The sequence below is a fragment of the Pantanalinema rosaneae CENA516 genome (assembly GCF_050753385.1).
Classification (GTDB): domain Bacteria; phylum Cyanobacteriota; class Cyanobacteriia; order Leptolyngbyales; family Leptolyngbyaceae; genus Pantanalinema; species Pantanalinema rosaneae.
In genome coordinates this window covers 108085-134422 of sequence record NZ_JBLZFZ010000003.1, presented here as the reverse complement: position 1 = coordinate 134422, position 26338 = coordinate 108085, and the positions used below count along the sequence as shown (strand labels likewise).

The following is a 26338-nucleotide window of genomic DNA, read 5'->3' as shown; positions in this document are numbered from 1 at the left end:
AAACGCCCAATTGCACAGTGTAGTAAGGTCTGGATGTCCCTCAGCACCATGTTCTGTAAACGAAATGGCAAGTAACCTGTCTTCAGATAGCTATGGTCGCTTTCTGGATGACCTCAAAGAATGGATTCAGAGTGCTCAACTGCGGGCAGCTACCGCAGTCAACCGGGAACTCGTGACTCTGTATTGGAGAATTGGGTGTGCCATTCTTGCTAAACAACAGCAGGAGGGGTGGGGAGCTAAAGTCATTGAGCGCTTATCCAAAGATCTGAAATATGCTTTTCCGGAGATGAAAGGCTTTTCTCGCTCCAATCTGCTTTATATGCGAGCCTTTGCCCAGGCTTTCCCTGATGAAACGCTGATTCAGGCAGTGATGGGACAAATTACTTGGTATCACAATATTGCTTTGCTGGACAAGCTCAAAGCCAATGAGGAACGGCTGTGGTATGCCCAAAAAACGATCGAACATGGCTGGAGCCGTAGTGCCCTGGTTCACCAGATTGAAAGCGGCTTGTATCAGCGAGTTGGAAATGCGGTCAATAATTTCGACCATACATTACCCCAAAGTCAGTCGGACTTGGCTCGTCAAATTTTGAAGAGTCCGTACAATTTTGAGTTTTTAGAACTAGCAGAAGCCGCTCAGGAACGGGATTTTGAACGGGCATTGGTGGATCACATTCGAGATTTTTTGCTGGAACTGGGAGTGGGCTTTTCTTTTTTGGGTAGCCAGTATTCGCTTGAAGTAGGCGGCAAGGAATATAAACTCGATCTGCTCTTCTACCACGTTAAACTGCATTGCTACGTGGTCATTGATCTGAAGATGGTCGAATTTGAACCTGAATTTTCGGGCAAAATGAGCTTCTACATTGCTGCTGTAGACGATTTGCTGCGAAGTGAAATGGATAATCCAACGATCGGAATTGTCTTGTGCAAGTCTAAAAATAAAGCAACGGTAGAATATGCGTTACGGTACATTCAGCATCCGGTGGGTGTGGCAACCTATCGACTGAAGGACACGCTACCGGAACCGCTACAGGGGAGTCTGCCCAGCATTGAGCAACTTGAGATGGAGTTGAATACTTTGTCAGTGGAGGCGATCGCAGACCTCACAGAGCGAGACGAGTAAGCTGTTTGGAGATGAAAAATTGTCCAAGGGCGCTTGGACGATTGGCGAAACGCGATTTCAACTAGCAAGTGCAGGTTCACAGCCACCACCGCCGAAGGTTGGAACACTTGAATTTGAAAGCTTCCCAGTGACCAATTCATGAACTTGCTGATTTGAAAGTTGTGTGGGTTTTACCTCGATCGTGGTTTTTCCACCCCGGTTAACCTGGATAATCGTGTCTGCCCAGTAAAATTGTTCTTGTGAAGGTTGCGAGTATGCTGGGTAGCAGCCTTTTGAGGCGATCGCAACTTTGTGTTGTACAGCGGACACGGATGGCAGAGCAACTCCAGTCCGAACCAGCTTTGCCTCGCCGACTGGACCCCAAAGCTGAAGTTGAGTCGTGATGCAGCGTTTTCCATCCTTTAGTGGTGCAATGATGTTGCCGCATACTTTAACATCCACATTATAGAGCAGCGGATATTCTGGAATGGAAGGATTTTGCGCTTGAGTGGCTTCATTTCCGCCTCTTGTTGCGCGAGGAGTGCAACCAACGGCAAGCATCCCCGCCAAAGTCACGACTGTCCAGTATTGAGTAGTTTTACAAGTCCACATTGGTAAATTCCCCTCAAACTTTGGATAGATGCTTAGTTTCATTGAACGGGCGCAAATTCGCGTTGATTAGGAGGCTGAACCCATAACGTGCAGAATCCGGCAGTCGCTTTTCGATTAGGCAGCATCTCCAGGGTGACACCCAAACGCTTCACTTCATTGGCACAGACAAGCTGTCCACTGCGATCGCGGCTTAACAAGTCCTGATTCCAATTCACTAGGTTGCGGGCAAATAGTCCCTCGGCACTGGTTGCCCATTCTAACGCTTTGGCTTGCTCTAATGTCAGTTGTCGGGGTCCGGCGGGATCGAGGGGGCGACTGGCTTGATACCAGGAAAGTCCAGCAATGCCCAAGAATCCTCCCAATCCGGCTGTAACCAGGAGCAATACCCCGGCTGCAATCAATGAGGGAACCGAGTGAATAGCCCGCTCAAACTCTGTGCGACGAATCAGAGCAGAGACGGTTTGGGCGATCGCCTTTTGGTGTCCCTTGATCGCTACCTTTTCATAGGTCTGGAGCCGATCGTATAACTGCGTCTGCCACTGATCAAACATTGTCTCCATCTCTTGGGGGCTGTCCTCTAGCAGCACTTCTAGCCTGCCCGTAGCCACCAGCATCAAAAAAGCTGGATCGTCTGGGTCAATTCCAGTTTGCACCACAATTTCCCAAACCCTGGCTTTGAAAGAATCATCCTTACCGCGAATTGCTAGATCGAGCAGGGTCGGGTAGGGAATCCGATTTAGACCTTTACCCCTGGCAGCCATCGATTCCAGAAATTGCTCATCTAGATCCAAAGGTTCTTCTATTTGGCGGGGATTGCTCATAAGCCTTACCTCCCTTAGCTTGAACGTTTGCTATTGCGGGATTTAGAACCGCTGGCTGCTGGTTCAGCCGTTTGAATGGTAGCTTCTCCATCTGCCATTGATGGCTCATCAGTCGCAGTTGGCTTTGAAGGACTAACTTCTGAGGGTGAGAGTTTCCAGATGTTTGCCTGGTCGATCGCCTGATAAGCACTCTTCAGAAACGTATGGAGCCGCTGCTTCCCTAAAACGCCCAGTTCACCACTCTCCCTACCTGCTGAAAAAGCAAGTCGCTTGGCATCCAGGTGATCCCGCTCTCGATAGCTGAATTTAGGAAAGTCAAGCACGGGGACTTTTTGCTTTGCCAGGAGTTTTTGTAGTTCCTCTCTACTGTCCAGGTGGGACCAATCATCACAGAGTCCCCAGTTGCGGACAAAAACATGCTGCACTTTGCCATCAAACTGCTTCAAAGATTGGATGAAAAGCTGCACACTGTCATAGCCGCCAGTGCAGATAAACCACTTACAGATACTGACCCCATGCTGCGCTCCCATCTCAAGCACTCCATTACGCTCAATCCAATCGGTGACGGCTGGAAAGACCTGAGCGGGAAGATTCACAATCACTGGAGTTTTGATTGCCAGGTCAAAAATGCGATCGGCATCATAGGCTTTGCGTTCGGCTTCACTAAAGACGGCCCGCTCACATCCTTCAGGGTAGACTTCCCCTACGTCAGGATTGCTGCGATCGGCTTCTACCAATACATGGGGCAACTGGCGATCGATGCAATATTGCACCATCACCCGAGCAAACAGAGATTTGCCCACGCCACCCTTCTCACCATCAATGAAATGAATGATTGCCATTGCGCTCTCCTATTGCCACATGGTTCGGGTTGTCCGTTCGGCGGGCTTGTTACTGCCATTTTGGCGATCGCCATTGGTATATTCGATTGTTGAAGATTCAGCAGATGGAATTGGTAGTTGCAAACATTCCCGGATATAGTCTGCCTGACGTTCCAAAGCACGACAGCAGCTCAATCCCAGTTGGCGTAGTTCTTCCTGGCTCAACAGACCTTCTGCCTGACGAGCGGCTACCATCCAAAAAGCTCTAGCGGACTCCAACATCAACTCTTTGCCCTGCCTCACGCCATCACCTTTCTTCAAAAATGCTGTCAATACACCGTCTGAAGTGTCGGTGTAGGGCGAATAGCGAAAGCTGAAATCTTCGCGTTTGCGCGAGGTTTGGGAAATATTGTTCATGCGACCTCCGCCAACTGCTCAACAAAGTCGCAGTACATTCCAAAAGCATCAATTAAACGAAAGGACAGTGCCTCTGCATCTAAACGGTTCGAGCGATAATCCAGTCCTAACAGGTCTTGTAATCGTCGCTGAAGGTCATTACCCCAATAGGTCGGGGTTCGATTGAGATAACTTTCCAATTCATCATGGAGATAAAGAGCAGCTCCGCCAGAAATAATCACCTCTGTGACATTCGGCAGCATGGTGTCAAGCCAATCTTGCAATCGTGACCAGTACTCCTCTTTGGCAGTCAAAATAGCAGTGACAATTTGTTCGCGTTCTAGTTTTTGTTCAGTAGGCGATCGCGTCTTCACCAGATGTTGAAGTTGTGGATTATCAGGGGCGATCTGATTGCCAATACTATAGATTGCGCTCGTTAACGAATCAGCACTTTGACCAGAGGTACGGTTTAATACCTTATCTACCAGTTGATGAAAGCCCAAATCGGTGGTGTTACCGATCGCCAGCTTGCCCCGTTCAAACAGCAATAGGCTGGTATTCCGATGCCCAAACATCAGCACAGCCAACGTCTGTTGCTGGAACCACTCTGCCCCGTTCTGCATCACTCGCGCCATTGCTAAACCTCCCCCCTCGGGACGACACTCAAAGGCTTCTAGCTTGACCTGGAGGCGTTCACCGCGAAAGCTATAATTCTTGAGATGTTGTTTCAGAAGTTGCTGAAAGCGTTGAGCATTCTGGTATTCGCTGTAGGGTAACAAAGCAGAGATCGCAACAGAAAACTTTCGAGGTAGATTAGTTTGTATGGCGATTGCTCCTACAGATGCCAGCACTTTGTATAAAGCCCGTTCATATTTCAACTCATTCATCCGCACGGCTGCCAGAAACTGACGTGCTAAATAACCAACCACCTGACAGTGTTGACTATCACTACATTGCAGCCAAACATCATCTTCAGGTCGGGTGATACCAAGGCTTCCTCTGGTTCTCAAGTGGGCATCAATTGAACTCAAGCTGAGTTCAATCACTTCAGGCTCCATAAGCAGCAATCGAGGTCTGCCATCCGCTAAGTGATAGATCACTTTACTGAGTGAGGAGCCTGGATCGAAAGTCAACGTGAGGTCAGACATCACGGGTTAATCAGTTAGGTTAGCGCTTCCTCAACTTAGCAAGCACTGAATGAATGCTCATCATCCATGTGGATAGAAAAGAGAAACCCGGATTTTCTCACACACAGGGGTTCACAAATGACCACAGTTTCCCTCAATGGTTCGTCTCCATCCTCATTTGACCACCCGATCAAGGCGCTGAATTCCTAATAAGCCGAACTTGTTGACACTCAATGCCCTCAAATGTCCACAGGTTTCTCGCAGCATTCCACCCATGACCCACATTCTTACAACAGACTACAGTACCCGTTCAAAATCCAGGATGCAGAGCAAGCCATGTTGTAATGTATATTCATCTATTGGAATAAAACAATGGTGTTATTGCAACACCCGTGAGCTTTGTTTGTTGTAAAAGGCTATTGCCCGATGCAGAAATCAAAAAGATAACCGACTGGTCGATCACAAGTCAACGAAGGAACAGCAAAGCTAGAGAAGAATCTTCACCGTCTTCCTGATTGGCTGGAATGTCATCGCAGAAACGTCCTATCAAGTTTCATATCTCCCTCAATGCTGAGGAGAAAGAGCAGGTGCGCTGTATGGCGGCAGAGAACAACCTGACGATGGCAGAGTTGTTTCGTGCCAAGACGTTGAAAAATCAGCTCCCCCGGCGCGTCACCCGAATCGCGGGTCTAACCTACTGGGAACTAACCAAAATCAGTGACAGCCTGAATCAAATTGCTAAGGCAATACTTGCTAACACAAAGGCTAGCACCAACACCATTGCTCCACTTCAAGCAACTCCGATCGTGGTCGATCAGGAGTTATTGAATCAAACCAGAAGTCTCTTGAGCCAAATACGGCGAGAACTTACTGACCTGGAATTCATGACAGAGATTGAAGACGAATCGTGATCGGCAAACAAATTAAAGGTCGAAGCTTTAGCAAACTGCTCAATTATCTATTTGGCAAAGATGGAGCCAGCTTAATTGGCAGCAATATGGAGGAAACAACCCCGCGTGGGTTAGCAGCGGAGTTCCGATTTTGCCGACAGTTAAACCCCAGAGTAAGTCGAATCGTCTACCACGCCTCCCTGAGTTTGCATTACACCGAGCATCTGGAGAATGACACCTGGCACGATATTGCCCAGAAATATCTTCAGGCAATGGGCTTTGACATGAATCAGTATGTCGTTGTGCGGCATAGCGATCGCGACCATGATCATGCACACATTGTCGCCAGTCGGGTTCGGTTGGATGGAACAACCGTTTCCGATAGCTGGGATTATCGCCGGAGTGAAGCCGCTATTCGCCAGTTGGAACAGGACTATGGGTTGCGATCGCTCCACTCCAGCCAGGAACAAGACAGCCGTAGCCCCACTACTGGAGAACAGCGATTACTGGCTCGGACTGGTGAGGAAAGTATTCGAGTGCAGCTTCAGCGATCGCTTGATCAAGCCACTCAATCTCCTGTCACTATGCCTCAGCTAATTGGGCAGCTACAGCAAAACGGCATCAGTGTTCGGATTCGCGATCGTCAAACTGGTGGGGTAAAAGGCATCAGCTACGAATTAAATGGTATTGCTTTCAGTGGAACTCATCTGGGCAAAGCCTACACCTTCCAAGGCTTGCAGAGGTACAGGGGAGTAAACTATGACTCACATCGAGATGCGGAATTAATTAAAAAACTGGTAGAACAGTCCGTTAATTCATCAACTACCAGTGGAATCGATGCAGATTCGTTAGTGCAGGTATCGAATATAGAAGAGATCCAACGAGACGATAATGCAGCGAAACATCGCAAAAAATCCAAATTATCAAAACACCGACAACGAGAGTTAGAACTTTGATAGTCAGGGCAGCTAACGCCACTCAGAGAGTAACAACGCTCTTGGCTTAACTGCGATGAATGTCAATCTGCGACAAATGACGATTCAATTTCTCAGGCACATTGGCTTTGTGTCAGGTGCTAAAATCTGGTTACGAATTTCCTGGGATCTGCCTGTAGAAATCATTCCTGACAACTGGAACTGCTACTGGAAGAACAATCAACTGATCTACGGTCATTACATTTTTTGTGGCAGCATCACTCCCCAGGGCTTTACCCTCTACTGCTGCACTCAGGGTGGGCGAGATCGCCAGGGTAATACCTGCTGGCAACTCACTCCCAAACGCTATGCAGATGGGTGGGCACTTGCATTCAAATTTTCCTATTTGGGTGCAACCGTTAGCTTCTATCCCAACCAACCTGATAAAGGGATTAGCAACAACCATGTCAGGCAATGTCAGTGCCTTTTCTACGAAATTGATGATTTACCTCTGACTGATCAATATGGTGCGTTGGAACGATTTAAGCATATGACTGGGTTAGAACCCGCAGCAGTTGTCTATACCGGGGGAAAGTCCCTCCATGTATATCTCAGATGCAGTGTTGGGCTATCTCCAGAGAACTGGATCTTGCTGAATCGGAAACTTGCGATCGCTCAAAATGCTGACCCAGCAATCTGCAATTTAGCGCGTTCTATGCGGCTTCCAGGTATGGTTCGCAGGGAAGTAAAAAATGGGGAGTTGAGCAGTGCTAGAGCAATCACCTTGGAGGATTATTCCACGTCCCAATACAGTTTCAGGAAGCTGAATACTGCTTTGGATGCCACTGGACTGTTTCCTTATGGACTATCGGATCAGCATTGGCGGAAGTGGGTACAACTGGTTCATCTGGCGAAAATGAATGATTCTGTTGACCCACACTCCGCACTGACTCAACCGCCTGCTCTAAGATCTCGCTCAACTGTGCTGAAGCATCGGAGACTTGGAACAAGCCTTGCAAGAGATAATCACTTATCTCTCAAACATCACCGCGCTAGCGGGATCTCAATTCCGCTAACCATCTGCCTGACAAAAAGCGATCGCGCCCTCTTAAAGTACGGTGAGCTGGAAGGCAACCGTAACAACGCAGGATACAAGCTAGCTCGAAATCTATTGGGAACCGCTGATCTATTAACCCGACACCAGATTGCTCACCATCCTGATCCGTATCGACTCTTCGAGCAATACTGCGATCGCTGTACACCCCCTTTAGATGCTGCCGAAGCAGAAACCATCTGGCAGAGTGCTAGCAAAACCCCTGCTTTTGCTAGTCGCAGCCTTGACTCAATTCTTGTAAGTGTAAGTCAATGGCGATCGCGGAAACATAAAAGACATGGTAAACCAACGGTTCAACCCCTGACCCGCCTATCCTGCTGATTAAGTACCCCTGCAATTGACTTAGGGAATAGATCTTGCTAAAACTTCAGTTTTTATTCCCTAAGTTTACTTTAGAGCTACCGCTCCACTGCTTTCAAATCTTTAATCTCTGAGCAATATGGAGTACTATCTCAACTTCAACCTGGTCGGCGAACCGCACCGCTTTCATGTGAGTCTTCCCTGGGGCAACCTTCACACCGTAAACTTCAATGCCGTTGACGCGCATCTGAAGAGTGTAGTGCCAGAGGCAATATACGACCGCACACGCAAGCTTAAACCCAGCGATCGCGCACCAGAACCTGAAAGTATCGACTTTCATAATTGGCTCCAGCAAGGGCAGACTAATCAGGACATCGCTATGAATCCCTATCAACAACAACTCGCTAAGTTGATCGGTGGTCAGATCCACCAGGTGGGCTTAACTCAGGATGGCTACCCTTACCTGATCGTTAAACAACCAGATGCAGAAGCTTTCTTTTATGTCATCGCTCAAGCAAACCCAGAAGGCACGAATGTCGGGTTCCTGCATATCACTGAGCGAACAGGAACCACCCTTTAAGAACTTCTAGCTCCCTTCTGCTGGCTCCTTCAGGCACTTGTCTGGAGGATTTTTTTATCTCTATGCCATGATTCCTCAGCTACATCTTCTTAATTGGGGCATGGGAGTCGAGAGCACAGCAATCCTCGTGCGTTGGCTGCTGGAGCCTCAGTCTCGTCCCTTCAATGACTTCCACAATCTGATTGTGCTAGCCGCGCAAACTGGCGATGAGATGAATGAAACCAAATACCTTTGTGAAACTCATCTCTTTCCGGTAATGCGGGAATACCAGGTTCGATTGGTGCAGGTTGCAAAAGCCTCTACCAGTAAACTGGATGGCTATATCATTCTCAGTGACACTCACCAGCCCTATGAGCTGCACACCGAAGGATACTTTCCCCTCAGCCGTGATTTACTCCAGTCTGGAACTGTACCTCGCTTGGGACGACCTCATATTTGCGCGCAACGCTGGAAGGGAGAGGTGCTTGATGCCTGGATCTCAGACCACATCACAGAAGCCTTTGGTCCCTATTTGGGTTACAACGCCGATGAAATCAAGCGGGCTGGTAAGGCTGATGGCTATACCTGCCAGGGACACCAGTTTCTCTATCCGCTCATCGAATGGGGATGGACAAGAGACGACTGCATTGAATATCTCTACAGCACTTTGCGAGTTCTTTGGAGGAAATCTGCCTGTAGCTATTGCCCGTTTCAACAAAAGCAAGCTGCGATCGCCCGCTATGATCGGGACCCAAAAGCCGCAGGATTGACACTGCTGATGGAAATGAACGCCCTGGCGTTTAACCCCCGAATGCACTTATTCTCATCAGGCACTGCTTATGATCTGATGGCAAAAAGTGGTAATCAGGCTGCCTTTGATGAATTAGAGCAGCTATTACAGCAATTACAGTGGGCAATCTATCACGTGCAACGCACTTACAAACAATTGATTGGGAAGAATGGCAAGCCCTACGTCAACTCCGATCGCAACGTGGTTCTCATCAATGAAGGTAACAAAGCTCAGATGGAATCCAAGTTAGAAGTGATTTGCCAACGTCATAATGCCCTAGTAGAAGACCTATATGGCAAACGATGCTATCGCTATCAACGGCAAGAAGGCGTTTATCCAGCTTTCGAGGAATTTTATGTCGTTGCTCCCAAGCTGGCAAAAAACAAATGCCGTAGCCTAAAAGCTTTTGACCAACATTGGAGAGAACTAACAGGACCTAGTAAACCTGTCCAATTGAACCTCTTTGCTCCCTGAGCCCAAGTACACCACGATATCGCGATCGCGGTAGAGCTTCCGCTCCAGATAACTGAGATGGGCTGTATGCCCTCACCTGTTTACTAATCTGGAGAGGTCTATGTCCGAATCGCTAAACTCAAATTCTCCAGCGTTTGTAGTGGTTAAGGTTGATGAACCTCTGCCGTGGTCAGAGCAGGAGATTTTCTATCCTATTTTGCCATTAGAAGAACCCCATACCTACGGTACGCTCCAGAGGGCAGCCGAACTGCTGGCATCCTTGATCGAGGACTTTGGATACACTGCCCAAAACACTCGAATTTATCGACTTGTACCTGTTGCTGACGAAGATGCCCTACCAATCATCCAAAACGCTTTGGCTACTTTGCAACAGGATGGCGAGTAGCTTCATGCGCTTCTATTTTAGTGGGCTTTCTGGCAAGAATGATGCCTTGATGCTGCAACAGGCGGGTGTACATCGAGTACTTGTGAATCCAACAAAAATTCATTTGGTTGAAGGATTTCACAGGGTGGCTTTAGACTCTAATGCCTATCACTACTTCAGGCACGGCGGTACGCTAGATGTGATTTCATACATGGAAGCTGCCGTTTCAGGTAATTATGTTTGGGTGAGTGCACCTGACGTGATCGGAGACTCAAAAGCAACTTATCAAAACTGGGTGAGTGCACACCACTGGCTTAAGCAAAATTTTAAGAAATCACCTGTCAAAATGGTTCCGGTATGGGGTTGGGGAACGCCCAAGGAATATCTCAATTACTACCTGCAATGCAGCAAGATTGTGGGAATTGGTGGATTAGTAATGCTAATGCGTCAAGGTAAATCTGAAAACCTGGAGGAACGGGCGATCGCCTGCAAAATGCTGCGTCAATTGAAAACCCTCTGTCAGCAATATCCTCAACGGTTTCACATCTATGGGTGCAATTGGACAGTTGCCCTCAATCATTTGCGGTATCTGGCTTACAGCGCAGATAGTAGCCTTGCCTGGGATGGTGCTCGCTATGGATTGATTATTCATATCCGTAACGGTAAACTAATTCGCACACCTGCCTGGAAATTAGGGTTTGAAGGTCACCGGAAAGCTCGGTGTATTGTGTGTGCCAGAAGCATTCGACGGTTTATGGCACAGAGGTAGTGCGCTATCGCGCTGGTTCATACAGCGTGATCAAGGCTACCCCTATGCAAACTCTGACAACCAGTTCTACGAATCACTCAGTACCACTGACAATCACCCATCCTGACCTCTCTCTTGAATCCGAGCAATCCTCAGAAGACATTAATCCAGGCACTCTGATGATTTTGGCAGACATTGAAGCAGAACGAGACTATTACGAATCTTGTGGGAGATGGTAATCATGACCTTTCCTCTGGCTCAACAATCCCTGGCAGGACTCTCTCAAGCAGCAGCGGAACTCTGGGATCTGCTCACCCATTCTCAAACAGTTGAGGAGGAAGCAGAACTTCTTGCAGCGATTTGGGAAACCCAGGAAGCGCAGGAAGACGCGATCGACCTTCACGCTGAACTCGCATTTCAACTTGATGCTGAGATTGCAGGGATCAAACAGCGGCTAGAACACTTGAAAGCCATACATCAAGATGCACTCGATCGCCTGGAACGATGGCGACAGTCCCTCGATCAAAGTATTCTGGAGCAAAACCTAGCCGGGGGGCTGCCCGATGAAGTCGTCGGACATTCACTCCGCATCACCATTCGCGAAAATCCTCCCAGTTGTGAGCTACTGGTGGATGCAGAAGACTTGCCAGATGAGTTCCGCAAAAAGAAAGTCACTTATGCTGCCGACAAGAAAGCGATCATTGCTGCCTGGAAGAGAGGCGTTCCCGTCGATGGCACCCATATCGAACGCAGGCGGCGCGTCATTTATGCACTAACCGCTACGGCGATTCAGGACTTCAAAAACTCACTTTTGGCAGAGCAATAAACCCTTTCGTCAGCCAGCAGCAAGGATGTGTCTCTGCTGCTGGCTAGTTTTTGCATTGTCCTGGCTACCGCCATGTCAGCTAGACCATTAATTTGTCTCTGCTATGAAATGGCTAACACCAGAAGAGGCGATCGCCAAAATGATTGCTAGTAGCTATTAACGAACCATAGCGGCAATCATTGCTTCAGTTAAGCCTAAATCTTTAGCATTCGCAGTTTCAATGGTAACGTTGGTGCGTTCACTACTGGTAGGAAAGTTATGCTCCAGAAGAATTCGGTCGTCTTCGGGTATACGAACCCAGCGTGCAGGCTGCTCCAATTCTTGTGCCAATATGAAGGTTAACTCACCAAGATAAGAATTATCGGAAGTAAATCGTTCAGAATCACCCCATCCACAAGCAGTTTCACCGTTAAACGTCCGCCATGTACCAACCGCACCACTCCATGAAGAAGAAGTGTAGATAGATTTAGAACCAATACTTCTCATGCTTCTACTTCCTCTCAGGACATTAACAATGCAATCTTTGATTCTAGAAGCTCTTGCTTTAGCCACTCTTAACTTTACCAAATGAGCTATCTCATCACTGATTGGAAAGTGTAAATGGACTTCTGATTCTAAATTCACTCTTGCGTATTCCTCTGATGCAAGAACAGCTCGACGAAAAACCTTGCTCTCCTGAAGATTTTCAGCAACTAGATAGATGGTGGCTCCCATCAATATGCGAGGAGTATAATAGGGCTTTAAAATGTCTAGAACCAGTGGTAACTTTATGGGATCAGGAATTGCTACCAGGATATCTTCGGTGTTTAGTTCAAGAAGTGTATAAGTCATAATCAAATATTCTCACTCCTATTAAAAGTTTTCTTTAGCTAAATGTCTAATTAAATCTAGAAGATTTTTACTGGCGATACTGCTTCCATGTCGCATTTAGTTCATTTTCCATCCTATTCCATAACCATGTTGGGATTAATGGAGCAGAAGCACGAGCAAGCTGATATTCACTCATTAATTTAATAGCTTCCGATTCCTGGATGCCTGAACTCGCAAGAAGATTTTCAGCAATTTTCTCAATTTGTCCTGCTTTAATACTAAAACTTTGATAGCCTAGAACAGAACGAAATAAATTTAGCGAGAACACTAAAGTTAGAGCAGATGTTACAACTCGTCCAAGACTAGATAAAGTTTGTGTATTATCAATAGTCTGAACACTGATCAGCAGTACAAGTATAGAAATACAAACTAGTAAGCAAGTCCCAATGAGGTAATAGTTGCTCATCCGCTCTGATAAATGTTTACTCCACCAAACAGACTCTTGTAAATTCTCTAATGCTCTCTTTGTTCCAGGTGGCTCTTTACTAGCAAAATATTTTCCAGATAATGCTTTTGTAACCACAAGCTTGTCAACTCTTAATGGACTTCGCATTAGCAAATCTGAGAGTTCAGCTTTTGAAAGTGCCCATCCAAAAGAGTCATGTCCATCCAGTTTACGCAGCAGAGCCTCAGCAATCCCCTTATAAGCATCTGACCGCCATGCCAGCCAATCTGCTAATACCGCCAATACAAATACAAACACTGGAGCATAGGTCGGCACTAGTGGAATCGTAACAGTCAAAACACCAACTAGAAACCCTGCCAACTTAGAAATAAAAGAAAATCTTGCCCACCGCTTCGCCAAGGTAAAATAGACTTGACAAAGTGCCCTTGGATTCTGTTTTACCTGATTGCTAGTATTAGCCATAAATTGGAAACTCCGAGCCAAAAACTTTCTTCCACCAGTAAATAGCAGTTTTCTGATCGTTTTTAGATTCAGCAGCTATTGCATGACGCGCATGACTTGCAGCCTTCCCAAGAGCCTTGCTGATGCTTTGTTTAGTATTAGATCCAACATCTACATCTAATGCCTCACCTAACCTTTTGGGATCAGGACAGCTACTGATTAGATAAAAGTTGCAATTTTGGAAGAAATATTCAAGTGCTTCTGGAATGTTAGTTATTTCAGGAGCGTACTGAAAAGTCTGGACCACCAAGGTTTCAAAATAGTAAGACATTAGAACTGGTTTGTGTCTGCGCTCATTCCAATACTTTAACAATCGCAAGATAGATAAAAGTCTACCTTTGTGTTTAATATTTGCCGATGTAATACTTTCAGCATCAATCTTAGGATTAGTTCTAATCCAATTTCCGTATCCATCAGGGATTAAAAAATGAGTGACCTTATCACGGTAATCATAGATCGGAATCGCTGGCACAATATCAAAAGTCCAAGGTTGAGACTTTATATTTAACGTTACGGCTTGCATGCGTCTATTTTTTCCAGAGTTTCTATAGTTAGTGATATAGGTAAGACAATGTTTAATTCGATTCAATACTTTAATTGAATTGACATATCCTTTATTATTTGTAAACCGCTGTAGAGGTGAATTACTATCTGTAATCTTTACTTGACAAACCGCTGTCATATTAACTCCATAACCTGAAGCCTTTTGCTGATAGGAAATCTCTACATTAACGCTCCTATTGTTCAAAAGAATCAAAAGATCAATATCATTTAAGGGACGAATTTTTGTTTTTCTAGCAAATTATGAAACGTCAACTATTTTGGCCGCTCCGCGCTAATTATTTTGGCCGGTTTTGCTGTGAGGTCGCAGATCGCTCTTTGGCGGCCTGCTGACGAAAACTTTCGGCTTGGATTTCCAGGATGAGCGCATGGTGGACGAGGCGATCGACGGCAGCGACAGTCATGGTTGGATCCATAAAGATGTCGTCCCAGGCACTGAAGGGATGATTGGCTGTAATCATGAGGCTTTTGAGTTCATAGCGGTGGGCAATCAATTCAAACAGAACCGAGGTCTCGGTTTCTGACTTTTTGACGTAGCTAAGATCATCGAGGATGAGTAGGTCAAACTTATCCAGCTTTAGCAGCGCAGACTGAAGCTGGAGATTGGCCTTAGCTGCTTGCAGCAATTGCACCAGAGTGGTGGCAGAGAGGAATTTGACCGTTGCTCCTAACTCGATTAGGCAGCGTCCAACGGCGGCAGCGAGATGGGTTTTGCCGACGCCAGAAGGACCAAACAGCAGGAGGTTGTCGCCGCGTTTGAGCCAGCTTTTGTCCTGACTCAACTGCGTGACGGTGGGCTGATGGACACCCGGACACCGGCTGAAGTCAAAATTGGAAAAGGCTTTGGCAGGCGGCAGGTGGGCATCTTTGAGGGCGCGTTGGACTCGAGCTTGGTAGCGTTGCGTCGCTTCGACCTCACACAGTGCCAGTAGAAACTGGGCATGGGTCCACCCCTGTTGGAGGGCTTGACGCTCCAGTTCCTGCCACTGTTGTTTCATGTAGGGCAGTTTGAGGGATTTGAGCAGCAGGCTGAGGGTTTCCATCGCTGTCGTGGCCGTAGGTGGTATGGGCATAGAGCAACTGGTCGTAATGGGTGAGGTCATGCTGTTGGGTTTGTAGAGTGGGTGGGGACGGCACGTCTACCAAATGAAATTGCTGTTGTAGCCCCACTAGACTGAGGGCGTTGGCATTTAGTTGAGCCTCCAAATACTGAGCAACTGCGTGTTCCTTGTCCTGCTTGGCCGCAATATAGAGGGCCTCGCACATCAGGCGAGCCGCCGTATAGGAGTCAAATTGGTGCTCAATCTGCCGCCATAATTGGCGGTAATGGTCGTTGGGCAAGAGGTCCTGTTGCCAGACCCAATAGAGGAATGCCCCCGGTTTGAGGCGCAAGCTGTCGATAACATGGCGGTAATTGACGCAATGCAATCGTTGTCGAGGATTGTCAGCCGGGGCGTAAAGCCGAGGCAGTTCAACGACCTGCTGACGACCGAAGAACCCCACAATCCGGTCATGGTGCAGATGCAGCGTCAGAGTACAGCCCACTAAGCGGGAGGGAACCGAGTAACTCATCCGTCGCACCCGGATGGTACTGTAGGTACTCACCTTCACGCTCAGCACTTCGTAGTCCGGATAACGATAGGTGGGTAGGGGCTGAAGATAGGGCACTTCCTCTTCAAAACGGGTTTGGCATCCCTGGTTCAGTCGAATAATCACCTGTTCAATGAATTGCTGGTAAGCGGCAACCGATGGAAAGTCAAAGGACTCCCGCAATAGTAGGGCTTGATGCAGGCGATTTTTGAAGTGCCCGTGAGGACTCTCTATCGACCCATTCTCATGGGCTATGCCACGATTGTTCCGACTCGGACGCAGGTTGTAATGATGGCATAAGCGGTCGTACATCTGCGTCATGTCTATATCGGTACGCAAACCTAGATTCCGGTAAGCCGCACTCAGGCTATCGGTACGGTGCTCTTTGGGGCAGCCTCCACAGGCTTTCAAGGCATTTTGCAAACCCTCCGAGAGCGCTACAAAACTCTCCCCGCCCTGCACCACCTGGACATACTGCCAACCGCTGTACGCTAGACGGTAGTGGTAGAGCAAATGCTCAAACGGCTTACCCGCAATCGTAATTTGTTCCTGCTTGAAGTGGGTGAAGTCGGATAAGCCCATCTCTCCGGGTGGGTGTTCGATAGCAAACATCACAACCTTGGGTGGACCTGCCGTGACTCGCCAGTTTTGCACCCGCCTTTGTAAGGTGCGCATAACGGACTTGCTGTAACGTCCGGGGTACGTGTCTTGCAGATACTCGAATAGTGTTATCGCTTGCAGTTTGGGTTGGTGTTCCAGCATCGGTACCAATTCACTTTCCCAAACTTCAGCCAACGGGTCACGGCGGGTGCGCCAGTCATGCGGACGCCCTCGTTGCGATTGCAACTCGCCCTGTTCTATCCGTCTACCACTGCGTACAGACACGCCAGCTTTTGCTGCCGCAGTTGTCTGCGTGCAGCCGTTCTCTTTGGCGCTCATGTATAGTTGAACCTGTTGATAATTAATTCGTTTTCCAGACACTGGGCAGTCATTTAATTGGCGTTAATTGACGTTGCCTAGTGTCTTTTTTTGATCCAGTAAAACTGTGTCAGAAGGCACACTTCGCTCACCTGAACGGCTGTCTGGAACCGGCCAAGTTAATTGTCGCGATGCGGCCAGGTTAATTGTCGCTCAACAAGCAAATGAACCAAAAGAAATATAGTCACCACTCAACGGTGGAAATTCTGGTTGATTTTTAGCTATTTTTTTAATTTGATCAAATAAATAGTCACGACTTACACGTCCTTTATCTGTAATTACTCGATCCAAATCAACAATTTGAGACTGAAACTTTTTAAATGCAGTCTTAACCGTACTTGCCTTCAAATCAGGCTTTTTCTTAGGTTTTATTTTTTTAACAACTTTAGGCTGACTAGATACCCCCTGAGTAGCAATTGTCTTCTTGGCAATAGGTTTATGGTGGATGTTAGTCTTAACTTTTGAACCTTGCTTTTCTTTACCGCCACTTTTAGGTTGTTTTACCTTGGCCGTCTTGACTGAAGCCTTATCATTTTTATCTCTACCTAAACTAGATTTATTATCAGAAACTTTATTCTCGGAAGTCAGCTTTTTTTTTGATTTATTGTTTACACTTTTACTTGACTGAGATCTTGTCGTACTAGCTCCTTCTCTCAGTGAGGTTTCTATCTTTTTGGATGCTTTCGCTTTTGAGCCAACTCTCTCTTTTCTTTTAGTGCTGTCATCTAAACCATTAGTTTGAACCTTACTAGTTCCTTTTGTTTTAGATTTATCGTTCTCCTTTTTAGTACCTTGACTAGTTGTTGAACTAGCAACAGCACGAGATCGCCTTTTTGGGCTTACTTTTTTAGCATTGGATCCACTAGTCAATTTCCTACTCCGCTTAATCATTCTGATATCTTAATTTCTACTTCAGTAATCCTAAACTCTCTGCTTGAGGTAGCACTCTTGGGAATATGTGAAAGTCTGAACACCTTAGCGCCCCTACTCTCACATACTTCCAAAAGTTATTTATCGCCTTTGTGCTTGGTTGGGTCAACTAGCCGATAGCGAAGACCTGATTCAGAAGTAGGTGGAAGAGGCTTACCCTTGGTTGAGGTTACCTCTATTCCTTTGCTTCCGCCTCGAGGTCCAGTAACCTCGTACTGTCCACTAACAGGTGTTATCTCACCAGGCTTATGCAGATTTTCACTGCTCATTTTGTTCATCCTTAAGAGAAAAGATACTACCATTCTAAACACTTGTTAAAAAAACTGGGTTAAATTCGGCTCTTTTCAAACAGTTTGCTGAATATCAGCATTAATACCAAACATCAGTATGATAGGTTTAAGAAAATACATACAAAATTTTGCTATGATTAGCGGCTTCACACGCCAAGAGGCTATATCTTTAACTGGAGTAAACTCTGGTAGGCTAAGTTACCTAGATGAGACTGGATTAGTTAAACCTGAAAAACTTGGCAATCCAAAACATCCCAAAGTCATTTACAGTTGGGAAAAGATTTTGCAACTAAAAGTAATCGACCGCTTGAGAGAACGACTCTCACTACAAGAAATTCGCAAAGTCATTGAATTCCTGGAGGAGAGAAACTACGAGCCGTCTCTTTTCACCTACAACCTAGTGTTTGTTGGTAAGCAGTTATATCTTATCGAAGACTGGAAAGAATTTGGAATGCTTGTTCTAAATGCTTCTGGCAATAATAAGGGTCAGATTGCTATTCATCAAATTGGTGAAATTGGTGAAGTATTTTCTGAATTGCAGAGAGAGGCAGAGAAACACCACGTCTTAGACTTTGATAAACGAATTAAAGGTACACCTTTAGAGGTCTAATTTGGGCTAAACAACCAGTTTATCAGGGCATTCAACAACGGGTTTCGATTATCTGTTGCAATTGACCACAGGGAAGCAGCGACGGTTCGCCACCTACTTTGATCTAGAGAGCGGCAGTGGGCGATCGCTCTACACTACCCAAACCAGTATCATTCAAGCAATCCATCAATCTTCAAATTAATCACCGCGACTGCATAATTTTCCACTGTGCCGGAATTTCTACTCGATCAGTCCTGCTCGCATTGCCAATACGGCTGCTTGAGTGCGATCACTGGCACATAATTTGCTGAGAATACTACGGATATGTACTTTGACTGTACCAAGACTCATATAAAGTTGCCCAGCGATCTGGTTATTGGTATAGCCCTGAACCATCAGTTCCAACACTTCCAGCTCTTTATTCGTCAGAGGATCAGACTCCAGAATTGTAGCTTGCTCCGAATCGAGTGCGTTGATGGTTACTGTTTGAGGTTCATTAGTACTTGATGGTGGTGATGCAAATTGCCGAGCATGTTTCAGGACAATGCGAGCGATCGCTGGATCAATCCAGGACTGTCCCTCATAGGTCATACGGATGGCTTCCAGTAGCAACTCGAACTTGGTGTTCTTGACACAATACGAATCAGCCCCCGCTGCAAATGCCGCTAATACCATTCGTTCTTGAGTGTAGGACGTTAGCATAATAAACCGGGTTTGAACATCTGACTCTGGAGGGACAGTATTCCGAAACCGCTGCACTACCTCTACCCCATCAATGTCTGGCAACCCAATATCTACGATCGCTAGATCCGGTTTCGTCTTCTGAAGCAGCTTTAACCCTGCCATCCCCGTTTCAGCATCTCCAACAACAGTAATATCCTGCTGCTCATTCAAAGCACTACGAATCCCTGTACGGGTCAGGCTGTGATCCTCGACAATTGCAACTCGCATCGTTCCCACCCTTCACGATTTTGACTACTACTTAAGGCAGATAGACGCGAATCCCTAGATAGAATAAGTCTTTGGCGAAATGCAAAGTTTTGATAAATCCGTTAGACTGACTTCTTTACATCTCTGTTCCCTATCCAAAAAGCTATTCCTTTTCCCAAATGTAGTGTTTCCCTAGGATGAAGGCTAAAAAAGCTTGTACTACACAGGCTTAGAGCAAGTTACAAAGCACAGGGTCATCGCCAGTTTGCCGTAAGTCACACAGACAACCGACAAATAAAGCGTTGGATAAAAAACATGCTCTCAAAACCTTTAAACCCAACCACCAGGTTTGCTTCATCCGGAGCGAAACGCATTCTACTGGTGAATGCCCTTCCTAATATCTTTCGCCCCATGCGCTCAATGCTGAGAAAACGTGGGTACCAAGTGGATATTGCTCATAGTGGAATGGATGCACTTGTTCAACTGGAGCAGTATCCACCTGACTTATTACTGCTGGATACGGATACTGCCGACATAGATGGATACGAAGTAACTCGACAAATTCGGAGAAACCCAGAGCTACCCTTTTTTCCAATTATGCTGGTGGCAGATCATAACCATTCCAATGTAGTTAAAGGATTAGCATTAGGCGCAAACGATGTCATCCGCCCAACGGTAAAAAAGCGAGAGCTATTCGCTAGGATTCTAGCAATGTTGCGATTGAAACACAGCATTGATGAACAAATCAGAATTAACCAGCAGCATGAAGAATTCATCGCCAGCTTGACTCATGATCTACGAACCCCTCTTATTGCAGCAGACCACGTATTGCATCTGCTACGTCGAGGTGCTTTCGGAAAAACATTGCCTAAGATGCGGGATTCTTTAGAGCAAGTGGTTCAAAGTAATCAAACTTTGCTGGAGATGGTTGATACTCTTCTAGAAATCTATCAATACGAAGCAGGATGTAAGGATCTGTACTTTCATAATGTTGACCTCTGGGAACTAAGCCAAAGCGTTATTAGAGAACTGACTCCTCTAGCTATAAGTAAAAGCTTAACCCTGAGTCTGCTTTTAGACAAAGGTACTGATGAAACATCTTTGTGGATGGGGGGCGATCGCTTGGAGCTTCGTCGTCTACTAACCAACTTGATCGGTAACGCCATCCGATACACTGATACTGGTTCAGTGGAGCTTCACCTACAGCATCTAACTCATGATTCTTCAGAGAAAAATTTTATCTTACTGGAAGTGAGAGATACGGGAATTGGTATCGCTCCAGAAGAACAAGAATTTCTATTTGAGCGATTCAGACAAGGAAACCATCAACGCCGGGGGAATGGATTAGGGCTTTATCTCTCTCGTCAAATTGTGGAAGCCCATCATGGGACTATCGAAGTTGAATCTGAAATTGGTAAAGGGACTCTCTTCAAGGTTCAATTCGATTTACTCCATGATTAGAACCTCAAGCCTTACTTCACTAGCTCCTCTATTTCTTTTAGCAGTGTTTCTAAACGATCGCGTTTCTCCTGATCCTCCCATGCAGATGTCTTTTTGAGCTGACGGCTTACAGCATTGAATCGCTTCAGGTAGTCGGGAGGCTGAGCAGTAGAGTTCTGTAATTGCGAAAATTGTTTGATACGGTCGCGAATATCTCTAATCGACAGGTCTTGGGCGATCGCTGCTTGAAGTAGCTCTTGCCGTTGCCCTTCATCCTTAACTCGTCCTATGGTTTGCGCCTTCGTATACTCAATTTTTCCTTGCTGAAGCGCCTCAAGTACTTCTTCAGGCAGGTTACGTAAAGGCAAACGATGCTTCACGAAAGACTGCCAACTCATTCTTCCCAATGCATTGAATACCTCTTCGACAACCTCTTCTTCTTGAACCACAACGTTGTGGTTCAAATTTCGAGTTGATTCATTCTGCATCCGATATAGGAGAGACACCGTTTCCTGGATAGACAACTCCAATCGAATCGCTAGTAGCTGTAAGATCCCTTCCGTCTCCTCAACCGGGTTTAAATCCTCCCGTTGCAGATTCTCAACCAGCGTAATTTGAAGTGCTTGCTGGTCACTTAGCTCAAGAATAGTAGCAGGAACCTCTGTTAAACCTACTCCCTGAGCCGCTCTATACCGTCGCTCCCCCGCAACTAACTCGTACTCCCCAGGTTTTCCCGGCATCGAACGAACCAACAGATTCTCTAAGATGCCGTACTCCCGCACAGAAGCAGTAAGCTGCTCCATCTTCTGAGGATCAAAGTAGCGTCTGACCTGCTCAGGCTTGCGATGGATCTGAGCGATCGGCAAAAAATTCTTGGGTTCGTTAGGCTCAGTCGGTTCCAATTCTTCAGTATTGGGACCGAATAGCCTAGTTAAATCAATGCTTCCCCCATAGGGTTTATCCTTTTTAGAAGCTTTGGAATGTGTCATAGAAGTTCAAGTCCATGAATAATCTGATTCATCGCTTTAAGCGCGGGATGCTTTTTGTCATACAGAGCTAGAGGCAGATGTTCTTCTGATGCATCTGCAAAGATTGTAGACCGTGCGATCGGGGAATAAACTGTCGCCACTGCTGAAAGCTGTTCTTGGATCGCTGCCAACGTCCGCTCATCATGAGAATTTCGCTGATCATACATGGTTGGCACAAATCCGGCGATCGCAAGGTCTCGGTTTGGACGTGCCCGCACCAGTTTAATCGTGTCAAATAGCTGTTGCACCCCATTAAATGCCTTGTACTGAGATTGAATTGGTACCAAAACATGAGTTGCCGCAACCAGCGAAATATAAGCCAAATTACCCAAACTTGGAGGACAGTCGATCAAAATAAAATCATACTGCTCTTGAACGGGCAAGAGTGCCTCCCTCAAACGAAAGTCACTCATCACGGCTGACATCAATTCACGCTCTGCTAAAGCAAGTCCCAAGTTAGCAGGAACTAAATCAACCCCAGGCGTACCATCTTCTTGTTGGGTCTGAGCATAAATCCCCTTATGAATGGGTAATGGCTCATCCTGCAAGATAGCGTGATAAATCGTTTTGTCCAATTCATAGGGATCAAGACCCATAAATATTGTGAGAGAAGCCTGTGGGTCCATATCCACCACAAGAACTTGATAGTAATCTCCTTTCTTCTTACTCCGTTTCTTCGTTTTCACGTCCAACCGCTTACAACAAGCAATCATGTAGCCAAGTTGATTGACAAGAGAGGTCTTGCCAACCCCACCAGCCTGATTAAACAAAGCAATAATCCGACTCATGCAAGTTTTCCCAAGTATTAGAATAAGTCAATTTTTGAACCACAACGTTGTGGTTCAACTACAAAGCACACTTTTGAACAGTTCTGAAACGCCCCTTCGGCATGGGGATCATCAAAAATAGCAACAAAATTTTAAGCGAAACTAGATTCACTACGAACCTGTACGCAGGACTGAGAACAGTGTCCAAAAAACCTCTTCGGGATTAATCAGACCAAATATTCCTGATAAATAGTATGTATCAAGACCAGCTTAATTGAGCATCCATCTTTGAAATTCGTCTCATTTCAAATCACTGTTTTGGGGAGGCTCTTCACCAATAGATTGATAAAAAGCCCGTTCTGCCGCTGCACCGAGTGCTCGCTTAGCATATCGCTTAAAGCTGGCTTCTGATTTATGACGAGTCAGCGTCCGAGCATGAAGGCTCTCAACCCCCCGCAAGAGCAGCCCAGTCGCAAAGGTGTGGCGTAACTGGTGAGGATACACATTCACCAAAGTCAGAATTTGTTTGAGTTCTGCCTCATTGAACTGTCCCCATCTATCCTGCGGATCAGGTTCTATCTCTCCTCGCTCAATTCTCTGCTGCCGCTCTAATGCCAATTGAGCCTGCTCTGCGGCAATTTTACCCAAAGCTTTAACTGCGTAATATAACCCTTGATAGCCCAAACACTGACCCACCCGGTTACGTCCAATAGACAAAAACAGGGGGCTATCAAATAACAAATCGCCCTCCTCAGAGCGACGCTGAACTAAATACGTGTTCAACTGCTCTCGCGCCTGACGGCTGAGCGGGACTGTGCCCGTACTGTCATCCTTGGCTTCTCGAATCGTTAACCGTACGCCATCGTAGTCTTCCATATTCAAATTCACGACCTCTTCTGCGCGCAGACCATGACCTAGCACGGCTAGCAATGCGCGATCGCGTACCTCCGTTTCTCCCCGTTCCTCCAATGCCAAGTATAGCGCCGCAACTTCAATTTCCGATAAGTCCCTGGCTGGGGGCAAAGGAACCCGCTCCATCTCTACGGCTGTCGTCGGGTCATGGGTAATTTGCTCCGGGTAAGCTGCTCGAAACCAATCAAAGAAACTCATCAGAGCGGTCAACGCTCGGTTAATGGAATTGGGAGAGAGGTTTTGCCCCTGCAAATAGGCTTTGAACTGGGCAATCTGGCGAGGGGTGAGATCTGACCAGGCGCGATCCGTCCAGGTGAGAAACCGTTTCAATTCGCGTCGATAGGCTTTTTGAGTGTTATCAGCCAGCGATCGCGCCTGGAAATACTCCTCGACTCGGAGCCAACGTAAATCCGTCGGTTCTGTTGAGCGTAATGTTAATGGAGCCTGGGAAGCCACCAGGCGAATCGGGGGAAGTCCGTCTGAGCCTGAAAACATGAGTAATGACCACGCAACTCAAGTTGGCTCTTTCAGTTTAGGGCATTTCAAGTAAAATATTTAAACAATATCTTATATGCGACTAAACTACGACTAGATTCACAGGGGCCAGGGTATACTGAATGAAAATCCTTGCACTGTGGGAGTTTGACGGATGCGATCGCCCTTCCCTGGCATGAATCCCTACCTGGAACAACCCGCCTTCTGGTCGTCGTTTCACACGCGACTGATGGTGGCGATCGCCGATACGATAGCGCCCCAACTGCGCCCCAACTATTACATTGAGGTGGAAACTCGCACCTACCAGGATCAAGCAGAGCCGGAAGAAATCGTCGTGGGTATTCCAGATGCTGCTGTCTTAGCGGCTCGGCTAATCGATCAATTGGAGCCGTTGCGAGTTGAATCGGGTGTAACGTTAACTCAGAAGCGACCTCGCTCCATTTTCTTGCCCCAGCCAACGACCATTAAAGAGCGCTATTTAGAAGTTCGCGAAGTCGGCACAGATACGGTCATTACAGTGATTGAGGTGCTGTCACCCAAAAACAAGCAGAAGGGAAAAGGCAGAACGGCTTATGAAAACCAGCGCAGGCGCATTCTGGGCAGTCTCTCCAATCTGGTTGAAATTGATCTGATCCGGGCGGGCATCCTAATGACGACAATAGGAGAGGTGCAGCCGAATGACTATCGCCTCATTGTGAGTCGTCGTTCACAACGTCCTCAAGCTGACCTGTATGACTTTGACTTGCGTGAACCCATTCCCAGTGTGCCGCTGCCGCTAAGACCCGAAGATGCGGAACCGTTGGTAGAACTACAGGCAATTGTGCAGGGTGTGTGTGATAGGGCGGGATACAACGAACGCATCGACTATCGTCAGCCTGTACCACCGCCCAAGCTATCGGAGGCGGATCAGCGGTGGGTGGATGAGTTATTGGCTCCGAGTCGAGGTGTGTGATGGCACGTCCCGATCAGGAAAAATGTCGGCTTTGCTCGAAGCTAGATTCCCAGGAAGCCCAACAGCGTCATGGACCAAATGGTGATGGCTGCTGGAATCCGAAGGTTTGCCATAACCGTCGCTCCTACTATCGTCATCGGGGAGTACGGAACCATATTCGCAAGCAGCGACGACGGGAACAGTTTGCAGATTTGCCAATATCCAAAACAGAAGCTGCTCCAGCAACACGAGTGGCGACTCTGGAAGTGTTGGCTCCGGCGGTGCCTGCTGCTGTGGTTCACTGGTATCGAGTAACAAAGGACTCGCCGCTTCATGCCCTGGGTGCAGAACTCTGGATAGGTAACGATCGAGTTGCGAAAATTGAGCCAGTTCACTGCCTGGGATTAACCGAATTGCAGGTTAAAACCTTGCTGGTTCGGATTCTAGATGTTTTTTCGCAGCATAGTGGGATCAAGGTAGAACGCTTCCGCTCCTCAGTGGAACTCCATCCCCAAAACTGCCCAATTCGACCCTGCCTTCTCTATCCGGAGGTCAAGCTGTAATGGAAATCCAACAGTTAGAGCTTGACCTCTGGCAATCTTTGGAGGCGGCATCTCGGTTTCCGGAGACAGCAGATTTGCGATCGCTCTGTGACGTATTAGAGCAGACCCTATCCGATCAATCTTTAACAGAACAGTTGACCGTCGCAGGGGATGTATTGGTGCAGCTCTCAGAGGTCCATGCTGCACGGGCAAATCTCTTGATTTCCGGGTGGGAGCGTCGGCATAACCCGGTTGAGCCAGTGGTAAATCTAGAGAACTGTGTCGATCTGTTCGTCCAATCCTTGACGCTAGATGTATCAGAGCTGTTTGAAGAACCAGAGCCAATTCAGTACCCTGCTAACCGCAAGCAGAAATCATCCATTCAGGAAGAGGGTTCGATCGTCGGGGAAGTCGAGAAGAATGCGTTGTTGAATTGGGTCGATCAAGTGGCAGCAGATCAAGCACTCAATGAAGCTCAGATGGCGGAGCAAATTCGGGATCTGGCGCATGGGGAGAATGTTGAAGAGTGGTCAAGAGCGATCGCCCAATATCTTCAGCGTTTCGGTTCAAAAATTCTTCTACCTGATTTGCAACAAGCCCTGGGGATTCCGATAGTGGAGTTGTGGCTTGGTTTATTGATGGGAGGATATTCGTTAAGCCAACAAGGTGAGTTTTATGATAGTCAAACCCTCTGGATTACGGAGTCCTAGAAAATACATT

Annotated in this window: 29 protein-coding genes; 14 read left to right on the top strand and 15 right to left on the bottom strand. The window is 46.9% G+C overall.

The features are described 5' to 3' along the window. Window positions 1-64 precede the first annotated feature (64 nt). Complete coding sequence (locus tag ACN4EK_RS02760; RefSeq protein WP_431655925.1) at window positions 65-1123, top strand: PDDEXK nuclease domain-containing protein; 1059 nt, start codon at window positions 65-67, stop codon at window positions 1121-1123. Window positions 1124-1180: 57 nt separating this feature from the next. Here the strand turns inward: ACN4EK_RS02760 and ACN4EK_RS02755 are convergent, their stop codons facing one another. Genes ACN4EK_RS02755 through ACN4EK_RS02735 form a run of 5 tightly spaced genes read right to left on the bottom strand, consistent with a single transcriptional unit; the run spans window position 1181 to window position 4900 of the window. After that, window positions 1181-1756, bottom strand: coding sequence for a hypothetical protein (locus tag ACN4EK_RS02755; RefSeq protein WP_431655923.1), 576 nt, complete (start codon window positions 1754-1756; stop codon window positions 1181-1183). After that, complete coding sequence (locus ACN4EK_RS02750) at window positions 1753-2535, bottom strand: DUF6753 family protein (RefSeq protein ID WP_431655921.1); 783 nt, start codon at window positions 2533-2535, stop codon at window positions 1753-1755. Before ACN4EK_RS02750 ends, ACN4EK_RS02755 begins: the two co-directional genes overlap by 4 nt. Before the next feature lie 14 nt (window positions 2536-2549). Then, window positions 2550-3377 carry a P-loop NTPase family protein gene (locus ACN4EK_RS02745; protein WP_431655920.1) on the bottom strand — a complete coding sequence of 276 codons (828 nt, stop codon included), beginning with the start codon at window positions 3375-3377 and terminating at the stop codon, window positions 2550-2552. Window positions 3378-3386: 9 nt separating this feature from the next. Next, a complete protein-coding gene (locus ACN4EK_RS02740; RefSeq protein WP_431655919.1) occupies window positions 3387-3773 on the bottom strand; it encodes a hypothetical protein in 387 nt (128 codons plus the stop codon). Then, on the bottom strand, window positions 3770-4900 hold the full coding sequence (locus ACN4EK_RS02735) for a ParM/StbA family protein (protein ID WP_431655917.1): 1131 nt from the start codon (window positions 4898-4900) through the stop codon (window positions 3770-3772). Before ACN4EK_RS02735 ends, ACN4EK_RS02740 begins: the two co-directional genes overlap by 4 nt. 503 nt (window positions 4901-5403) lie before the next feature. Between ACN4EK_RS02735 and ACN4EK_RS02730 the strand changes: the two genes are divergently transcribed. From ACN4EK_RS02730 to ACN4EK_RS02695, 8 genes are all read left to right on the top strand, one after another. After that, window positions 5404-5790, top strand: a complete 387-nt coding sequence (locus tag ACN4EK_RS02730) for a plasmid mobilization protein (protein ID WP_431655916.1) — start codon at window positions 5404-5406, stop codon at window positions 5788-5790. After that, a complete protein-coding gene (locus tag ACN4EK_RS02725; RefSeq protein WP_431655915.1) occupies window positions 5787-6725 on the top strand; it encodes a relaxase/mobilization nuclease domain-containing protein in 939 nt (312 codons plus the stop codon). The genes ACN4EK_RS02730 and ACN4EK_RS02725 overlap by 4 nt, the downstream gene beginning before the upstream one ends. Window positions 6726-6780: 55 nt before the next feature. Continuing rightward, entirely contained in the window at window positions 6781-8118 is a 1338-nt protein-coding gene (locus ACN4EK_RS02720) for a hypothetical protein (protein ID WP_431655914.1), read from the top strand. Window positions 8119-8236: 118 nt separating this feature from the next. Continuing rightward, window positions 8237-8677: a hypothetical protein gene (locus ACN4EK_RS02715; protein ID WP_431655913.1), complete on the top strand. Its 441-nt coding sequence runs from the start codon at window positions 8237-8239 to the stop codon at window positions 8675-8677. A gap of 100 nt (window positions 8678-8777) precedes the next feature. Continuing rightward, a complete protein-coding gene (locus ACN4EK_RS02710; RefSeq protein ID WP_431655912.1) occupies window positions 8778-9920 on the top strand; it encodes a hypothetical protein in 1143 nt (380 codons plus the stop codon). A 100-nt stretch (window positions 9921-10020) separates the two neighbouring features. Continuing rightward, on the top strand, window positions 10021-10305 hold the full coding sequence (locus ACN4EK_RS02705; protein ID WP_431655911.1) for a hypothetical protein: 285 nt from the start codon (window positions 10021-10023) through the stop codon (window positions 10303-10305). 325 nt (window positions 10306-10630) lie between these two features. After that, entirely contained in the window at window positions 10631-11053 is a 423-nt protein-coding gene (locus tag ACN4EK_RS02700) for a hypothetical protein (RefSeq protein WP_431655910.1), read from the top strand. 220 nt (window positions 11054-11273) lie between these two features. Beyond that, window positions 11274-11858 carry a siphovirus Gp157 family protein gene (locus tag ACN4EK_RS02695; protein ID WP_431655908.1) on the top strand — a complete coding sequence of 195 codons (585 nt, stop codon included), beginning with the start codon at window positions 11274-11276 and terminating at the stop codon, window positions 11856-11858. Between the two features lie 156 nt (window positions 11859-12014). Here ACN4EK_RS02695 and ACN4EK_RS02690 read toward each other — a convergent pair whose 3' ends face one another. The 6 genes from ACN4EK_RS02690 to ACN4EK_RS02665 all read right to left on the bottom strand — a co-directional run bounded on the left by ACN4EK_RS02690 (window position 12015) and on the right by ACN4EK_RS02665 (window position 17634). After that, window positions 12015-12689 (bottom strand): hypothetical protein, encoded by a 675-nt coding sequence (locus ACN4EK_RS02690; RefSeq protein WP_431655906.1) that lies wholly within the window; start codon window positions 12687-12689, stop codon window positions 12015-12017. Between the two features lie 67 nt (window positions 12690-12756). After that, window positions 12757-13596: a hypothetical protein gene (locus ACN4EK_RS02685; RefSeq protein ID WP_431655904.1), complete on the bottom strand. Its 840-nt coding sequence runs from the start codon at window positions 13594-13596 to the stop codon at window positions 12757-12759. Continuing rightward, window positions 13589-14317: a hypothetical protein gene (locus ACN4EK_RS02680; protein ID WP_431655902.1), complete on the bottom strand. Its 729-nt coding sequence runs from the start codon at window positions 14315-14317 to the stop codon at window positions 13589-13591. The genes ACN4EK_RS02685 and ACN4EK_RS02680 overlap by 8 nt, the downstream gene beginning before the upstream one ends. Window positions 14318-14474: 157 nt before the next feature. Beyond that, window positions 14475-15194: an IS21-like element helper ATPase IstB gene (istB, locus tag ACN4EK_RS02675; RefSeq protein ID WP_431655901.1), complete on the bottom strand. Its 720-nt coding sequence runs from the start codon at window positions 15192-15194 to the stop codon at window positions 14475-14477. Further along, window positions 15112-16725, bottom strand: coding sequence for an IS21 family transposase (istA, locus tag ACN4EK_RS02670; RefSeq protein WP_431655899.1), 1614 nt, complete (start codon window positions 16723-16725; stop codon window positions 15112-15114). Before istA ends, istB begins: the two co-directional genes overlap by 83 nt. A 192-nt stretch (window positions 16726-16917) precedes the next feature. Continuing rightward, window positions 16918-17634: a hypothetical protein gene (locus ACN4EK_RS02665; protein ID WP_431655897.1), complete on the bottom strand. Its 717-nt coding sequence runs from the start codon at window positions 17632-17634 to the stop codon at window positions 16918-16920. A 447-nt stretch (window positions 17635-18081) separates the two neighbouring features. Between ACN4EK_RS02665 and ACN4EK_RS02660 the strand changes: the two genes are divergently transcribed. Continuing rightward, a complete protein-coding gene (locus ACN4EK_RS02660) occupies window positions 18082-18594 on the top strand; it encodes a MerR family transcriptional regulator (protein WP_431655896.1) in 513 nt (170 codons plus the stop codon). Between the two features lie 219 nt (window positions 18595-18813). Here the strand turns inward: ACN4EK_RS02660 and ACN4EK_RS02655 are convergent, their stop codons facing one another. Continuing rightward, a complete protein-coding gene (locus ACN4EK_RS02655; RefSeq protein WP_431655895.1) occupies window positions 18814-19524 on the bottom strand; it encodes a response regulator in 711 nt (236 codons plus the stop codon). A 294-nt stretch (window positions 19525-19818) separates the two neighbouring features. Here ACN4EK_RS02655 and ACN4EK_RS02650 point away from each other — a divergent pair, with 294 nt between their 5' ends. Then, a complete protein-coding gene (locus ACN4EK_RS02650; RefSeq protein WP_431655894.1) occupies window positions 19819-20964 on the top strand; it encodes a hybrid sensor histidine kinase/response regulator in 1146 nt (381 codons plus the stop codon). 11 nt (window positions 20965-20975) lie between these two features. On the opposite strand, the gene ACN4EK_RS02645 is transcribed toward ACN4EK_RS02650, so the two are convergent. From ACN4EK_RS02645 to ACN4EK_RS02635, 3 genes are all read right to left on the bottom strand, one after another. Further along, window positions 20976-21932: a ParB/RepB/Spo0J family partition protein gene (locus tag ACN4EK_RS02645; RefSeq protein WP_431655892.1), complete on the bottom strand. Its 957-nt coding sequence runs from the start codon at window positions 21930-21932 to the stop codon at window positions 20976-20978. Then, window positions 21929-22759 (bottom strand): ParA family protein, encoded by an 831-nt coding sequence (locus tag ACN4EK_RS02640; RefSeq protein WP_431655890.1) that lies wholly within the window; start codon window positions 22757-22759, stop codon window positions 21929-21931. The genes ACN4EK_RS02645 and ACN4EK_RS02640 overlap by 4 nt, the downstream gene beginning before the upstream one ends. Window positions 22760-23038: 279 nt before the next feature. Next, the gene (locus tag ACN4EK_RS02635; RefSeq protein ID WP_431655889.1) at window positions 23039-24145 is read right to left on the bottom strand and encodes a tyrosine-type recombinase/integrase; all 1107 of its coding nucleotides are present in this window, start codon (window positions 24143-24145) and stop codon (window positions 23039-23041) included. A 154-nt stretch (window positions 24146-24299) separates the two neighbouring features. Here ACN4EK_RS02635 and ACN4EK_RS02630 point away from each other — a divergent pair, with 154 nt between their 5' ends. From ACN4EK_RS02630 to ACN4EK_RS02620, 3 genes are read left to right on the top strand one after another with little or no spacing between them, the layout of a single operon-like run. Then, window positions 24300-25097 (top strand): DUF4058 family protein, encoded by a 798-nt coding sequence (locus ACN4EK_RS02630; RefSeq protein WP_431655888.1) that lies wholly within the window; start codon window positions 24300-24302, stop codon window positions 25095-25097. Then, window positions 25097-25639, top strand: a complete 543-nt coding sequence (locus ACN4EK_RS02625; RefSeq protein WP_431655886.1) for a hypothetical protein — start codon at window positions 25097-25099, stop codon at window positions 25637-25639. The genes ACN4EK_RS02630 and ACN4EK_RS02625 overlap by 1 nt, the downstream gene beginning before the upstream one ends. Then, window positions 25639-26328 (top strand): hypothetical protein, encoded by a 690-nt coding sequence (locus ACN4EK_RS02620; RefSeq protein WP_431655884.1) that lies wholly within the window; start codon window positions 25639-25641, stop codon window positions 26326-26328. Before ACN4EK_RS02625 ends, ACN4EK_RS02620 begins: the two co-directional genes overlap by 1 nt. The last annotated feature ends 10 nt before the right edge of the window (window positions 26329-26338 follow it).